The sequence below is a fragment of the Vibrio sp. SALL6 genome, assembly GCF_002002385.1.
Taxonomy (GTDB): domain Bacteria; phylum Pseudomonadota; class Gammaproteobacteria; order Enterobacterales; family Vibrionaceae; genus Vibrio; species Vibrio parahaemolyticus.
The window spans coordinates 79918-93894 of the sequence record NZ_MQVK01000025.1; the positions used below are offsets into that span (position 1 = coordinate 79918).

Sequence of the window (13977 nt, forward strand, 5' to 3'; positions counted from 1 at the left end):
TCGTTATTGTAATGCCATGAATCGATCTCGTTGGATCATGAGTTGGTCGATACGAGCATCGTATCGCGCTTGTTCTAAGCTACCCAATTCGGCCATTTTACTTGCTTCACTGTAATATTGAATCGCTTTATTCCAGTTTGCTCTTAGCGCCAGAATTTCCGCGCGAGCTGCAAGCTCTTCATCACTACGTCCAAGGGCATGATAGCCTTTCGATAATAGCTGCCAGCCATTGCTATCTTCTGGGTTATCGTGTGTATAACGTTGAAGCGTACGCACAGCTTGATCATTTTGGTTTGCTTCAAGCAACGCGTTGGCGTAGTTAATGGTTAATACTTTGTTTTGAGGATTACGCTTTAGCGCGCTATTTAGCAACTCAACGGCTTTTTGTGGCTGTTTTTTCTCGATGTATAGATCGGTCATTGCATCTAAATAGAATGGGTTGCCCGGCTCTTGCGCTAACAGCTTTTTCAAAATCGGTTCTGCTTGAGATAAGCGTTTGTTGTCCAGATGAACCAGCGCTCGGCCGTAATCAAATGACGGCATGATGTCCGCTGAAGCTTTCTTTTGAGTACGCTCAAACCAACCTAGTGCGGCTTGTCCGTCGATACCGGCATATCGCGCCACAATGCGCGCGCGCGCCAAATGGTAATCGATAGAGGGTGCAATGCGCATTGGGGGATAGGCTTGTGCACGTTGACGGCTATCTGCCACACGGTCTTCTGGTAAAGGGTGAGTCAGTAGCATTGGTGGCGGTTTACTCGCGTAGCGGTACTCATCGGCTAAACGTCCAAAGAAACGCGGCATTGCTTGCACATCAAATCCTGCTTTCGCTAAGGTTGCGATACCGAAGCGGTCGGCTTCTTTCTCGTTTGAGCGAGTATAGTTGATTTGGCTTTGCATGTTGCCTGCTGTTGCGGCGGTAATCGCTGCCATGCCTGCTTCTGGTGAAGCAATCGAAAGTAATAATGCACCAGCAAGCGCTGCTAAAGTAGCTGGAGAGCGCCTTGCTTGGTCTTCCATACTGCGCGCTAGGTGGCGCTGTGTTACGTGTGCAATTTCGTGCGCGACAACGGATGCGAGTTCACTTTCGCTACGAGCATGAAGAAATAGCCCTGAGTGCAACGCAACGTAACCGCCAAAAAAGGCAAAGGCGTTGATATTACGATCACGAATCATGAAGAAGTGGAACGGCGTTTTTACATCGTTCGCATTGGCAACGAGGCGGTGTCCGAGGGAATCGATATATTCGTTGATGACCGGATCGTTGACTATAGGCTTACTGGCTCTGAGCATGCGCATGTACGCGTCGCCATAAATCAACTCTTGGTCTATAGAAAGCGTGCCGCCAGCTGCTGTACCAATATCAGGCAAGTCGATGCTATTGGCGTAAGTCGTTGGTGAACTGATTGCAGCAGCAAGGCACAAACAAACGAGCGAGCGAGTGCGTTTTAACATACGGTTTAAAGATTCTCCAAAATACCTAAGTACGTGGTTGGAGGTCGAGTACCTCACAACATCACCACTATACTTTATGGTCATCCCCTAGGATGAATAGGCTAGCACTAAGACCAAAAATAAATGAATTGGTTTCGTAAATTGTTTTATATCCGAGTCATTTCAGCATGCGGTTAAATCATGTCAGAAGTGCTAGCACCAGCTCAAAAAGCCGTTACAATACAACCCTATCATAAGTGCAGAGCAATACAATGGAATCCATGTTACTTGATTTGCGCGAGCAACGCTGCCCAATGGCGCTGTTACTTGCCAAGCGTCACGCTGCTGAGGTCTTTCAGGATGAAGAATCGCAGTATCATCACCTTGTCATTCAAGTGGTGGATAACAGCTCTAAACGAGACATTGTGAATTACCTTCGTACTCAAGGGTACGTGGTTGATTGCCAATCTACACCAGAGCACTACACATTGACTGTTTTCAATAAGGAATCCGCATAAGATGTTCGAAATGGTAAGTCGTTGGTATCAACGCCGCTTCTCAGATCCCCACGCAGTAAGCCTTGTCGCCATTTTGCTGTTTGGTTTTATCACCATTTACTTCTTTGGGCATTTGATTGCACCATTGCTGGTGGCGATTGTATTAGCATATCTCCTAGAATGGCCAGTGGTTAAATTGTCGCGTATGGGTGTGCCTCGCACCTTATCAGTGATTATTGTTCTCTTGATTTTTATCAGCATCATGTTGATCGCCTTATTTGGCTTGGTTCCGACGATCTGGACTCAGGTTGGCAACTTAATCAACGATATTCCGAACATGTATAACGGGCTGCAAAAGTTCATCATGACGTTGCCTGAGCGCCATCCGGAACTGGCGAACCTACAAATTGTAGAAACCGTCGTGACCAACGCGAAAAACCAAGCACTAGGTTTGGGTGAAAGCGTGGTAAAAGGCTCACTTGCATCGTTAGTTAGTATTGCCACATTGGCGGTGTACTTGATTTTGGTGCCGCTGCTGATTTTCTTCCTACTTAAAGACAAAGAAGAAATGCTTAGAATGGCGAGCGGCATTTTGCCGAAAAACCGTAAGTTGGCGAACAAAGTTTGGCACGAGATGAACGAGCAAATCTCGAACTACATTCGCGGGAAAGTGCTGGAAATCTTGATTGTAGGTGGCGTGAGCTATGTAACATTCGCGATTCTAGACCTACGTTACTCCGCGCTCTTGGCCGTTGCTGTAGGCTTGTCGGTATTGATTCCATATATTGGTGCAGCTGCGGTAACCGTACCGGTTGCGATTGTTGGTTTGTTCCAATGGGGCATGACGCCACAATTCTACTGGTTGTTGCTGGCTTACGGCATCATCCAAGCGCTAGATGGTAATGTGCTTGTACCAGTTCTATTTTCAGAAGCGGTTAACCTTCACCCAGTTGCGATCATTGTTGCGGTACTGGTGTTTGGCGGTTTATGGGGATTCTGGGGTGTTTTCTTTGCGATCCCATTAGCGACGTTAGTGAAAGCCGTTTGGAATGCGCTACCAAGCACCGAAGAAAGCGAACCCGTCCAAGAGTAACGCGTTTGATATTGAGCAAAGCTCAGTAATTATTCGATTGAATAAAAAGCCCAGCAATCAATGCTGGGCTTTTTCGATTCTTAGAACGTTAACTCTTAACGTATGACTCTAAACGAGCTCGCACTAGGCGTTTTCGTTTAGGTAGTTCAGAACCACTTCGTGGTGATCTTTCGTTTTGAACTTGTTGAATACGTGCTCAATCACGCCTTCTTCATTAATTAAGAAGCTGATGCGGTGAAGGCCATCGTAAACTTTGCCCATAAATTTCTTTTCGCCCCACACACCGAATTGTTCAGCAACAGCGTGGTCTTCGTCAGACAGTAGCGTGAAGTTTAGCTCATCACGTTCAATGAACTTACCTAGGCGCTTAACTGGGTCGATACTGACACCCAGAACAACCACGTTGTGCACATCTAGCTCTGCTTTTACATCACGAAGGCCCTTTGCTTGCGTGGTACAGCCTGGAGTCATGGCTTTTGGGTAGAAATAGAAAAGGACTTTCTTGCCTTTAAAGTCATCAAGAGTAACAGTATTGCCGTCTTGGTCGAGCAAAGAGAAGGCTGGCGCTGGCGAGCCTGCTGTCAGCGTATTCATTATAATTTCCTTTACTTTATAGTGTGTTTTTAATGAAATTCAGAGAACCTTGTACGTTGAGCGACTTACAAAGTTCATCAAAATCTTCTTGTAATTGCATCAGGTTGCAATCGGCACTGACCGATGCGGTGATCGCAATATGAAATTGGTCAGCATCAAGCTGCAGTTTGGATTTGCTAATGGTTTGTGCGCTGAGCGAATCTAAGCCAATTTGCTGGTCTGCGAAGAACTGAGTAAATTTCTCTGTCAGTCCTGGGCGATCTTCAGATTCGATAAAGACTTCCATCGTGTAACTGTTGTCGAGCAGCTCGTGCGCAGACGTTCGCTTCATGATGGTGATTAGGTCATGCTCTTGCCCTAATAGTGGCAGCTGTGTTTCAACACGAGTGATGTGACTGGCATTTCCAGTCAGTAGCATGATCAGAGTAAATTCATTGCCAAAGATAGCGATGCGGCTATCAACGATGTTACAACCAGCTTGAGTCACGAGCTTAACCACTTGGTTACAAATGCCCGGACGATCCGTTCCAACTGCTGTAAGTACCAGATGTTGCTTCATAAATAAGCTTCTTGTCCTTTCTTCAATAGAGAGATGTTAGCACAGATATCGAAGAGAAATATCGAGTGAGTTCTTTTTTTAGTTCGCAGGATAATTGAGATTAAAAAAGGTGAAGTGCTAAGTAGTGAGTATGGGGTAGACTGGGACACAGAAGGCCATCGAGCAGGGAAAATGCCGAAAATAAGTACAATATGAGCAGTGAAAACTTGGCGAGCCGCTATCAGTGGTTTATTTGGCGCTAAACTAGCCTTTTTATTCACTAAAACCTGACTTGATAAATGTCGCTAAAGCGTATATTTCTGAGCGTAACAATAGGTCGCAAAAATTCTTTGGTGAAGTTACCAGTGGCCTGTCGCCTAGATAATTAAAGGGCACATATCCAAGTCATTCTCGCTAAAACAAGCCTTTTCAGGCTGCTAAGGCACAGAACCAGATAACCAAGACGATTATCAAAATTGCTGGGAATAAGACCAAATTGCGCAATTAAGTTGCTAGACCTCTAACAACTGATAATTATTCATTCATTTGTACTTTGTAAGCGAGTTTACGCTCTTGTGTTTTTCAATCGCATTACAGTACCATGCAGAAAGAGTTAAATGAGGGAGATAAACATGTTTTCAGGAAGTATCGTAGCGCTGATTACACCATTCAAAGCAGATGGTGAAGTAGATTTCGACGGTCTACAAAAGCTAGTGGAGTACCACATCGAAGCGGGTACAGACGGTATTGTGGCAGTAGGCACGACAGGTGAGTCAGCGACACTGACCATTGAAGAGCATGTAAAGGTCGTTAATAAAACTGTTGAGTTTGCCAACGGTCGCATCCCCGTGATTGCCGGCACGGGTGCAAATGCAACCCACGAAGCCGTGACATTTAGCAAATTACTCGCGGATTCTGGTATCGCAGGTTTCTTGAGTGTGACGCCTTATTACAACAAACCAACACAAGAAGGTTTGTTCCAGCATTACAAAGCGATCGCAGAAGCGAGTGACGTACCTCTAATTTTGTACAATGTACCGGGTCGTACTGCCGTAGATCTGCAACCTGAGACAGTGGCACGCTTGTCAAAGCTTGATAATATCGTTGCTCTAAAAGATGCGACGGGCGATTTGAGCCGAATTGCACTTCACCGTGAACTTTGTGGCGAAGATTTTATCTTACTAAGTGGTGATGATGCGACGGGCTTGGAATTCGTGAAACTGGGCGGCAATGGTGTTATCTCGGTAACGAACAATATTGCAGCGAAAGACATGGCAGACATGTTCCATTTGGCAAGTGAAGGTAAATTCGAAGAGGCAGAAATCATTAACCAACGTTTGATGACTCTGCATAAAAACCTATTCGTTGAATCAAGCCCGATCCCAGTAAAATGGGCAGCGCATAAGCTGGGTTTGATTGAAGAAGGTGGCTTGCGTCTTCCTTTAACCGCACTTTCTGAAAAATCGCAGCCGATCGTGGAACAGGCGTTGACAGACGCAGGTATTTACTAGGATTGAAGTTCATACTGGGGGCGATTAAGCCCTCAGTGTTTTAGGAGTATAGATGAAGCTTTCAAGCCAGTTAGTGTTAAGTTCATTAGCTGTATTCGTATTGACTGCCTGTTCAGGTGGTGCCAACCAACGTCGTCAAGCAAAAGACGATTTCGAGTATTTGAACACACCAGCTCTAGAAGCATGGAACGTTCCGCAAGGAGCTCAACCTCAGTTCTACCCAAACTATGACATCCCTCAGGGCAATTATGCGGGTGGCTTAGGGAAGTCGGTTGATATCCGTCCACCTCAGCAAGTACTTGAGTTGATTCCTGGTGCGCGCCTAGATCGCAGTAGTAACGGTGAAGTGACACTTTGGCTATTGCGCAAAGATGAGCTAGATAAAGTTTGGCAAACTGTGCAAGGCATGGTTGAAGCAAGAAAAATTCCAGTGGAAAGTCAAACCGATTCTCGAATCGAGACAGGTTGGGTAACGTGGAACTCTCCTGACGAAGAGCTAGAAATTGGTAGCCGATACGAGATCTCTCGTGCAGAAGCAAATGGCCGACACGGTTTCAAAGTGAGCTTAATTGACTGGCGTGAAGGCGATCAAGTTAAGGAAGTGACTGCGACTAACCGCGAGCGTTACAACGTGTTCATGACTAACTTAGTAACGGCTCGTTACGATCAAGAAGTTCGTGAAGAAGCGCAGCGTAAAGCTCAAGAGTTGGTGAAACAGATTCCTGTCACGATGGGCAAAGACCGCAGTGGTCTGCCTGTTATCATCGCTCGTGCGCAATACAATGTATTGTGGCAGCGTTTACCGAACATTTTACCTAAGATGGGCTTCACGATTGAAGAGCGCAGCCAGTCCCAAGGTACGGTAACAGCGAAGTATGCATCTCCAGATGATGAATTCTGGAATGAAATTGGCGTGAAACCAGTCGACCTAAAAGCAGGTAAATACACCTTCTTGCTAGGGGACTTGGGCAACCGCACTTCTATCAACATTACCGATTCATCAGGCAAACCTGTTGAAGAAGAGTTCTTGAAATCGTTGGTGCCAGTTCTTGGTGCGGTGGTGAAAGAGTAAGTTAGATAGTTGAAGTAAAAAGGGACCATTCGGTCCCTTTTTTGATCGTTTTTCGTTGCTCGGAGCACAGTTGAAATTACAGCATTCAGATGCTTAACTAAATTAGTAAGAGCGACTAAAAAGCTGCTTATTTTTGTTCGTGTTTGTTACTTTCATCGTCGCCGTAGCGTTCTTTATCTAGCTCATTTAAACGATCCAAATCGTTCTTGCGACCTTTATCCATCTGGTTGAACTTCATTTTGGCGGTGTACTTCAGAGCGGCAATGTTCCCGATGATCACACTCAAGACCACAATGATGATCACCCAAGGGTTGGTAAGAAATTCGATCATAACGCCTCCGGCGGTGGGGTGATATTGCGAATATAGGTAGATAAGATGCTATCTAAATTATTCAGTATCGATTCTAACCCTGCAATGTTGTGCTGTTGATTTTGTCGAACCAGCTCATCTTTTAGCATTTCGGCGTTCAGTTGAGCAGCACATTGTTGACCGATGGCTTTGTGGCTAATGTGCCAAGGTTCAATGGCGACGCCACCTAAATCTTGCAGATAAGGGAAGAAAAAGCCGAACTCATCAATGTGATCTTTTAGCCAACAATAAAACGCCAGCTGATGACCTTCTAGATATTCCCAAGGTTCCAATTGCAACTTGGTGTCTGGTGGAAGTAAATTGCGAGCATACACATCGAAATCACACCCCCAATGATGGCGACTTCCTCCTGGCAATGCCGACCAGCGAAGAATGGCCTTTAGTTTTTCTTCGTCACTTAACGCAGCCTTATTTAAAGGCTGCGAGTTAGAATCTAAAATCGGCAACTCACCTTCGAACTTCCCATTCCAAATTGCTCGCTGGCGAGAAAAGTCTCGAAAGCCACTGGCAATTTCCATTTTAAATCCCGCTTTTTTCGCTGCTTCGATCATATTGAGCAGATCGTTCGCGACATCGGGATGCATTAAAAAAGCCTTCTGACCAACCATGGTTGATTGAAGGTGAGAATCGGTTGTTCCGGTGAGTTGCGCAGGAGTCATGGTATGCTCATCAATGGGTTAACTACGTGCGATTACTTCGCGAGTAGGTGTTTTAAGGTGTTTTCGTACATGTCAGTCAACTTCTCAAGATCGTCCACTTTTACGCACTCGTTCACTTTGTGAATCGTGGCATTGACAGGCCCAAGCTCAACGACTTGACCACCCATGCGAGCAATGAAACGTCCGTCTGACGTACCACCCGTTGTGAGCAGCGCAGGTTTGGTGTTGTTCACTTCCGCTACGGCAGCGACCACGGCATCAAGTAGGGCACCCGTGTCTGTTAAGAACGGGTCGCCGTTGAATGTCCAATGTAGATCGTAGTTGAGATCATGCTTATCCAGTGTTTCTGTTACGCGCTGGACGATAGTGTCATTGTTCAGTTCGGTGCTAAAACGTAGGTTGAATTGAACGTTGAACTCGCCAGGAATCACGTTAGATGCCCCTGTGCCCGCAGATACATTGGGAATTTGGAAGCTTGTTGGCGGGAAGTAATCATTGCCTTTATCCCACTCTGTTGTTGCCAGTTCGTGGATGGCAAGTAGCGATGCGTGAACAGGGTTATTAGCGAGGTGAGGGTAGGCAACATGGCCTTGTGTGCCTTTTACGGTTAGGTCACCGGTAATCGAACCTCGGCGGCCATTTTTTACAACATCACCCACAATTTCTGTACTAGAAGGCTCGCCAACGATGCACATGTCGATGTTCTCACCACGTTCCATCAGCGCTTCTACGACGCGAACGGTACCGTTAATGAAAGGACCTTCCTCATCAGAAGTGATCAAAAAGCCAATAGAGCCTTTGTGATCTGGGTGCTCGGCAATGAAGCGTTCAACGGCCACTACCATCGCCGCCAAAGAGCCTTTCATATCGGCCGCACCGCGACCATGAAGGTAACCATCAATGATGGTTGGCTCAAACGGTGGTGTATCCCATTGTTCTAGCTTGCCTGCGGGTACGACATCTGTGTGACCTGCGAAAGCAAACAATGGCGCTTCGTTACCGCGACGCGCCCAAAAGTTGGTGGTGTCTTCAAACACCATAACTTCAATTTCAAAACCGAGCGCTTTTAAACGCTCGATCATTAGGTCCTGACAACCTGCATCTTCAGGTGTTACGGACTGGCGGCTGATCAGGTCTTTTGCAAGTGCCAGTACTGGACTGTCTGTCATCCTTGAGTCTTCCTTACATTTATGAATTAAAAATCGTAGCGTATTGGTCTGCTTTGAAACCGATATGGAGTTGGCCGTCTACGTTCAGAATTGGGCGCTTAATCATCGCTGGGTTGTCAACCAACAGCGCAATAGCATTTTCTTCGTTAAGCGTGTCTTTTTGTTCTTGAGTCAGTTGGCGGAACGTGGTGCCACGTTTGTTGAGAACTTGTTCCCAGCCTAGCGCCTGACAAAATTCAGTCACCATTTGAGCATCAATACCTTGTTTGCGGTAGTCGTGAAAATCAAACGCAATGTTTTCAGCTTCCAACCATTTCTTTGCTTTTTTGATGGTGTCGCAGTTTGGAATGCCGAACATGGTAATTGTCATAATGTTTCCCTTTTTTATTCTGTTTTTACTCTCTAGAGCGCAACGCGCTTTGGGGAGGTATTTCTTGGCTGATTCAGCATCCTATCAAGAAGCAATCAAACTGACAAAACGCTGTGGAGAATAATTTTCATATAGAAGTGGATAACTGGTCTCACATGCCAAAACAGAACTTAATTTGGCATAAAGCGGATAAAAAAACGCCTAAATCAAGTGGAAAAGTCGAGTTATTGATCAAACGCAACATCTTACTTGGCAAAAACGAAATAATGATTCAGCACAATTTTAGGAGGTGTCAATGGAATTGAGTCCTGTTTTTGCAAGGCGGCTATATTTGGCCTTGTTGGTGGAAAACCTAGAAAGGCCGAATGTGCCAAAGTTGATCGAAAAAACGGGGTGGCCTCGTCGTACAATTCAAGATGTACTAAAGGCATTACCGGGGATCGGCATTGAACTCATATTCGTTCAAGATGGCCGACGTCATAATGACGGCTATTACCAACTTTCGGATTGGGGACCTTTTGATAGCCAATGGGTTTTAGATCGGGAGAGAGATATCGCTAGCAGTCTTGGATTTCGTGCATAAGCCAGCAATCGCTGGCTTTTTTCATATCTAGGCGTCACTCATTGCAGAGGTAAGCAGAACCCAGCACGCTAAATGAGGTGATGAAATCTTGCGGAGAAACCATGAACACAGTGTCCGCGCCAATGGCCGCAGCATTGTTTTTTAAATCATTCATCGCCCCTTGCATCATCGCGTCATTGGTCATGAAAATGTAGTTATACCAATGTCCCTCGCTTCCAGTGACTTCACCTTTGTATTCGCATCGCTCAGGGTTGAACTGACCGTCAATGCGAATATGAACATCTTGGCTTTGAGCATGAGTCACATGAGAAGGCATCGTACAACCAGAGAGAAGTACGACAAAAAATCCAAGTAATACCTGTTTCATCCGTTATTTACTCAACATAATGTAAGCCGCAAAGCCAATCCAACTTAACGCAAGTAGCGCCCAAGGCAGCTTACTTGGGGTGTGGGTTGGCGTATTATTCGTGATGTTATCTGACTCGATAGCATCTTCTTCATGCTGGCGCAGTTTTTCACGCTGTTGTTTTTTCTTTGCTTTATCTGCTTGACGATTTCGCTCTTTTTGCTGTTTTTTGTATTGAGCGATGCCTTTTTCGATACCTTGAGCAATCAGTTTGGTTTGCTCTTTCGTTTGACCCGGTTTCTGTGTCGCTTTTGCGAGCTTCATGGCCTCGGTTTGAGTTTCTAGAGAAGGAACTGGGGTTGCAGGGGTTCTTTTTTTCATGTTTCTCATCGACGTCACTGTAAATCTGCGTTTAGTTTACCTGCGTAAGATGATGAAATGAACTTTAGTTCTCATCTTTGCTTGCTTGCAACTCTGAATCGATCGGTTAAAGTGGCGTTTTTATGAAACTAAGAAGACGATATTGTGCGCTACTCATTTGACCAATATGACGCTCATGGATTTTTGAAAGCGCCTATTCTTGTTTGGCTAGGATGGATGTTTCTGGCTCGCTCTTGGGTGGTTTTTGCAATGGCGGGTGTCAGCCGAGAAAGCGGCAGCAAGCTTTTGTCCATTGTCTATCCTGATTCCAGTACGTTGTATTTAGGTTTGTCGATTGGTATTCCAAGCCTGTTATTGATGTGGCTGATGGGATTGCGTCACCCAGATCGTGGTTGGGTAAATCAAATAACGCGATATGGCCGTGAGATGACTTTGATCTTGTGCGGTATTCAACTCGCTCAGACCATGTATCATGTGTACCTAGAACATGGTGTATTCAATTGGGCAAATGCTCTAACCATCACCTTATTAACTTGGTTTATGATCTATCTTCTCAACGGAAGATGGGTAAAAGACTGTTTTAACGTGCCACAGCTTGAGCACGATGTGAAACAGCCTTCAAAAAATTAAAAACAATAATTTCCCGCAATGGGGCAAAGTATAGAGGATACCTCAATGTCACAAGCTCAAACGGCGATCGTGCCAGAAGCAGGGCCATTTGCACTGTACACTCAACTAAAAGTGAACCAAAACCGTGAAAACGTATTGGCGAAACTGAAAGCGCTTCCTGAGCTGGTTAAAGACTTAAACAACAGTCAACCGGGCGCTAATCTGACGATTTCCATCGCATTCACCAAATCATTCTGGCAGCACCTAAATATTGACGCACCAGAAGAGCTGATTGATTTTCCACAACTTGGTGAAGGCGACATTATTGCGCCAACAACAGATGTTGATGTGCTTATTCACTGCCATTCTACTCGCCACGATTTGCACTTTTACGTATTGCGCAAATTCCTAACCGATATTGCAGAAGATGTGACGGTCGTGGATGAAACGTACGGCTACCGCTACCTAGATGCACGTGACATGACGGACTTTATCGACGGCACAGAAAACCCGAAAGGGGACGCTCGCGCTGACGTAGCATTGGTAAAAGATGGCCCATATGCTGGTGGCAGCTATGTTATGGTTCAACGTTTTGAGCATAACTTGCCAGCTTGGAATCGCCTAAATATCAAAGCTCAAGAGAAAGTTATTGGTCGCACCAAACCCGATTCAGTCGAGCTAGAAGACGTACCGGCAGCATCTCACGTTGGTCGAGTTGATATTAAAGAAGAAGGCAAAGGTTTGAAGATTGTTCGTCATAGCTTGCCATACGGCACTGTGACTGGTGCGCACGGTCTGTTGTTCATCTCTTACTGCAATACACTTCACAATATCAAAGTGATGCTAGAGAGCATGTACGGTGTAACCGACGGTAAAACAGACCAACTGCTTCGCTTCACTAAAGCAGTAACAGGTGCTTACTTCTTCTCTCCTTCACAAGAAATGCTAGCAGAACTGGCCATTAAGTAATTAATAGTTAAAAGCTTCCAAAGCCCTCCATTCGGAGGGTTTTTTGTTTTCTATTCTCTCATTCCAATCTCTTTTCAAAAAACGCTAAATCTTTCTGTTGCTTGGTCGATAAGTATCCAAAGCCTTAATTTATTTGGAGTCTGTGTCTCTTGGCTATCACCGTTAATACCAATGTTGCAGCACTTGTCGCACAACGTCATTTGACCAGTGCAACGGATATGCTGAATCAATCCATGGAGCGTTTGTCTTCAGGGAAGCGTATTAACAGCGCAAAAGATGACGCGGCAGGCCTGCAAATCTCCAATCGTCTGCAATCACAAATGCGTGGTTTGGATGTGGCGGTTCGTAACGCTAATGATGGCATCTCCATCATGCAAACCGCAGAAGGCGCGATGAATGAGGTGACGAACATCATGCAACGTATGCGTGATTTGTCGCTTCAGTCGGCTAATGGCTCAAACAGCCAAGCCGAGCGTACCGCGTTGCAAGAAGAAGTCACTGCGTTAAACGATGAGTTGAACCGCATTGCGGAAACCACATCTTTTGGTGGACGCAAACTGTTGAATGGCACATTCGGCAAATCGTCTTTTCAAATCGGTGCTGCTTCTGGTGAAGCCGTACAGATTGAGTTGAAATCGATGCGTACTGACGGGTTGGACATGGGGGGCTTTAGTTATGTTGCTCAAGGGCGTGCTGATTCTGATTGGCAGGTAAAAGAGAACGCCAATGATCTGACGATGTCTTTCACCAACCGTTCTGGCGAGACGGAAAAAATCCAAATCAATGCCAAAGCCGGTGATGATATTGAAGAACTCGCGACTTACATTAATGGTCAAACCGACAAAGTGACGGCTTCTGTTAATGAAAAAGGCCAGTTACAGATCTTTATGGCAGGAGAAGAAACCGCCGGAACGATTTCATTCTCAGGAGATCTTGCGAGTGAGCTTGGGATGTCGTTGAAAGGTTATGATGCGGTCAATAACCTGAACATCACAACCGTTGGTGGGGCGCAGCAAGCTGTCGCTGTACTAGACACGGCGATGAAATTTGTCGATAGCCAACGTGCCGAGTTAGGTGCATATCAAAATCGCTTCAATCATGCGATCAATAATCTAGATAACATCCACGAAAATTTAGCGGCATCGAACAGTCGTATTCAAGATACTGATTACGCCAAAGAAACCACGCAAATGGTGAAGCAGCAGATCTTGCAACAAGTCAGTACCACTATTTTAGCCCAAGCTAAACAGGCGCCAAACCTCGCTCTTACCTTGCTTGGTTAGGTGATTTGGATTCTTAATTTCAACGCAAAATCAGGTTGTATCGACAGCTCGAAAAGAAGCTTTAGCGAAAAATTGAAGTTTTTTTGCTTTTTTATCTTCTTCATCACGATTCCCTTTCCAAACGAACTTTTTTCAAAAAAATCCAAAAAATTCCCTAAAGAAATCAGGTTGAGCGCCGTTAATAAAAGTAACTTTGAGAGAACTACTTGGTTTTCCGAGACGTCGGAAACCGCTACATCGGAAAATCAATTGGAGAAATCACCATGGCAGTGAATGTAAACACTAACGTATCAGCGATGACCGCGCAGCGTTACCTAAACAACGCAAACTCAGCACAACAAACCTCAATGGAGCGTTTGTCTTCAGGTTTCAAAATCAACAGCGCAAAAGATGACGCTGCGGGTCTACAAATCTCGAACCGTTTGAACGTACAAAGCCGTGGCCTGGATGTGGCTGTTCGCAACGCGAACGACGGTATCTCTATTGCACAAACTGCTGA

The 13977-nt window shown here is 45.4% G+C and carries 17 protein-coding genes and 1 pseudogene; 9 read left to right on the forward strand and 9 right to left on the reverse strand.

Annotated features, from left to right (window positions below; genetic code table 11):
* Positions 1 to 3: 3 nt before the first annotated feature.
* Positions 4 to 1455 carry a M48 family metallopeptidase gene (locus BIW15_RS17170; RefSeq protein WP_025499786.1) on the reverse strand — a complete coding sequence of 484 codons (1452 nt, stop codon included), beginning with the start codon at positions 1453 to 1455 and terminating at the stop codon, positions 4 to 6.
* 260 nt (positions 1456 to 1715) lie between these two features.
* Here BIW15_RS17170 and BIW15_RS17175 point away from each other — a divergent pair, with 260 nt between their 5' ends.
* Both BIW15_RS17175 and BIW15_RS17180 read left to right on the forward strand, forming a co-directional pair.
* Positions 1716 to 1952: a sulfurtransferase TusA family protein gene (locus BIW15_RS17175; RefSeq protein WP_023624344.1), complete on the forward strand. Its 237-nt coding sequence runs from the start codon at positions 1716 to 1718 to the stop codon at positions 1950 to 1952.
* 1 nt (position 1953) lies between these two features.
* Positions 1954 to 3024, forward strand: coding sequence for an AI-2E family transporter (locus BIW15_RS17180; protein WP_005457764.1), 1071 nt, complete (start codon positions 1954 to 1956; stop codon positions 3022 to 3024).
* Positions 3025 to 3147: 123 nt separating this feature from the next.
* Here BIW15_RS17180 and bcp read toward each other — a convergent pair whose 3' ends face one another.
* Together bcp and BIW15_RS17190 are read right to left on the reverse strand one after the other, a co-directional pair.
* A complete protein-coding gene (gene bcp / locus BIW15_RS17185) occupies positions 3148 to 3618 on the reverse strand; it encodes a thioredoxin-dependent thiol peroxidase (protein ID WP_077281333.1) in 471 nt (156 codons plus the stop codon).
* A gap of 16 nt (positions 3619 to 3634) precedes the next feature.
* Positions 3635 to 4177 (reverse strand): glycine cleavage system protein R, encoded by a 543-nt coding sequence (locus BIW15_RS17190; protein WP_005465166.1) that lies wholly within the window; start codon positions 4175 to 4177, stop codon positions 3635 to 3637.
* 611 nt (positions 4178 to 4788) lie between these two features.
* Between BIW15_RS17190 and dapA the strand changes: the two genes are divergently transcribed.
* Both dapA and bamC read left to right on the forward strand, forming a co-directional pair.
* On the forward strand, positions 4789 to 5667 hold the full coding sequence (dapA, locus tag BIW15_RS17195; RefSeq protein WP_005457716.1) for a 4-hydroxy-tetrahydrodipicolinate synthase: 879 nt from the start codon (positions 4789 to 4791) through the stop codon (positions 5665 to 5667).
* 52 nt (positions 5668 to 5719) lie between these two features.
* The gene (bamC, locus tag BIW15_RS17200) at positions 5720 to 6739 is read left to right on the forward strand and encodes an outer membrane protein assembly factor BamC (RefSeq protein WP_005494324.1); all 1020 of its coding nucleotides are present in this window, start codon (positions 5720 to 5722) and stop codon (positions 6737 to 6739) included.
* A gap of 127 nt (positions 6740 to 6866) precedes the next feature.
* Here the strand turns inward: bamC and BIW15_RS17205 are convergent, their stop codons facing one another.
* Genes BIW15_RS17205 through BIW15_RS17220 form a run of 4 tightly spaced genes read right to left on the reverse strand, consistent with a single transcriptional unit; the run spans position 6867 to position 9307 of the window.
* Positions 6867 to 7070 carry a DUF2897 family protein gene (locus tag BIW15_RS17205; RefSeq protein ID WP_005494327.1) on the reverse strand — a complete coding sequence of 68 codons (204 nt, stop codon included), beginning with the start codon at positions 7068 to 7070 and terminating at the stop codon, positions 6867 to 6869.
* Complete coding sequence (locus BIW15_RS17210) at positions 7067 to 7768, reverse strand: M15 family metallopeptidase (RefSeq protein ID WP_029824835.1); 702 nt, start codon at positions 7766 to 7768, stop codon at positions 7067 to 7069. Before BIW15_RS17210 ends, BIW15_RS17205 begins: the two co-directional genes overlap by 4 nt.
* A 32-nt stretch (positions 7769 to 7800) precedes the next feature.
* Positions 7801 to 8937, reverse strand: a complete 1137-nt coding sequence (gene dapE, locus BIW15_RS17215) for a succinyl-diaminopimelate desuccinylase (protein ID WP_005457682.1) — start codon at positions 8935 to 8937, stop codon at positions 7801 to 7803.
* Positions 8938 to 8956: 19 nt separating this feature from the next.
* Positions 8957 to 9307, reverse strand: coding sequence for an ArsC family reductase (locus BIW15_RS17220; RefSeq protein ID WP_005484501.1), 351 nt, complete (start codon positions 9305 to 9307; stop codon positions 8957 to 8959).
* Between the two features lie 295 nt (positions 9308 to 9602).
* Between BIW15_RS17220 and BIW15_RS17230 the strand changes: the two genes are divergently transcribed.
* Complete coding sequence (locus tag BIW15_RS17230) at positions 9603 to 9890, forward strand: helix-turn-helix domain-containing protein (RefSeq protein WP_005494336.1); 288 nt, start codon at positions 9603 to 9605, stop codon at positions 9888 to 9890.
* A 34-nt stretch (positions 9891 to 9924) separates the two neighbouring features.
* On the opposite strand, the gene BIW15_RS17235 is transcribed toward BIW15_RS17230, so the two are convergent.
* The gene (locus tag BIW15_RS17235) at positions 9925 to 10257 is read right to left on the reverse strand and encodes a DUF4156 domain-containing protein (RefSeq protein ID WP_025509527.1); all 333 of its coding nucleotides are present in this window, start codon (positions 10255 to 10257) and stop codon (positions 9925 to 9927) included.
* Between the two features lie 3 nt (positions 10258 to 10260).
* On the reverse strand, positions 10261 to 10617 hold the full coding sequence (locus tag BIW15_RS17240; protein ID WP_025509526.1) for a DUF2956 domain-containing protein: 357 nt from the start codon (positions 10615 to 10617) through the stop codon (positions 10261 to 10263).
* A 144-nt stretch (positions 10618 to 10761) separates the two neighbouring features.
* Here BIW15_RS17240 and BIW15_RS17245 point away from each other — a divergent pair, with 144 nt between their 5' ends.
* From BIW15_RS17245 to BIW15_RS17265, 4 genes and pseudogenes are all read left to right on the forward strand, one after another.
* On the forward strand, positions 10762 to 11247 hold the full coding sequence (locus BIW15_RS17245) for a DUF2919 domain-containing protein (RefSeq protein ID WP_025500222.1): 486 nt from the start codon (positions 10762 to 10764) through the stop codon (positions 11245 to 11247).
* Positions 11248 to 11292: 45 nt separating this feature from the next.
* Positions 11293 to 12195 carry a Dyp-type peroxidase gene (locus tag BIW15_RS17250; protein ID WP_069540393.1) on the forward strand — a complete coding sequence of 301 codons (903 nt, stop codon included), beginning with the start codon at positions 11293 to 11295 and terminating at the stop codon, positions 12193 to 12195.
* A gap of 149 nt (positions 12196 to 12344) precedes the next feature.
* Entirely contained in the window at positions 12345 to 13478 is a 1134-nt protein-coding gene (locus BIW15_RS17255) for a flagellin (protein ID WP_020841156.1), read from the forward strand.
* Between the two features lie 263 nt (positions 13479 to 13741).
* A pseudogene (locus BIW15_RS17265) lies at positions 13742 to 13977 on the forward strand (flagellin); the annotation flags it as partial.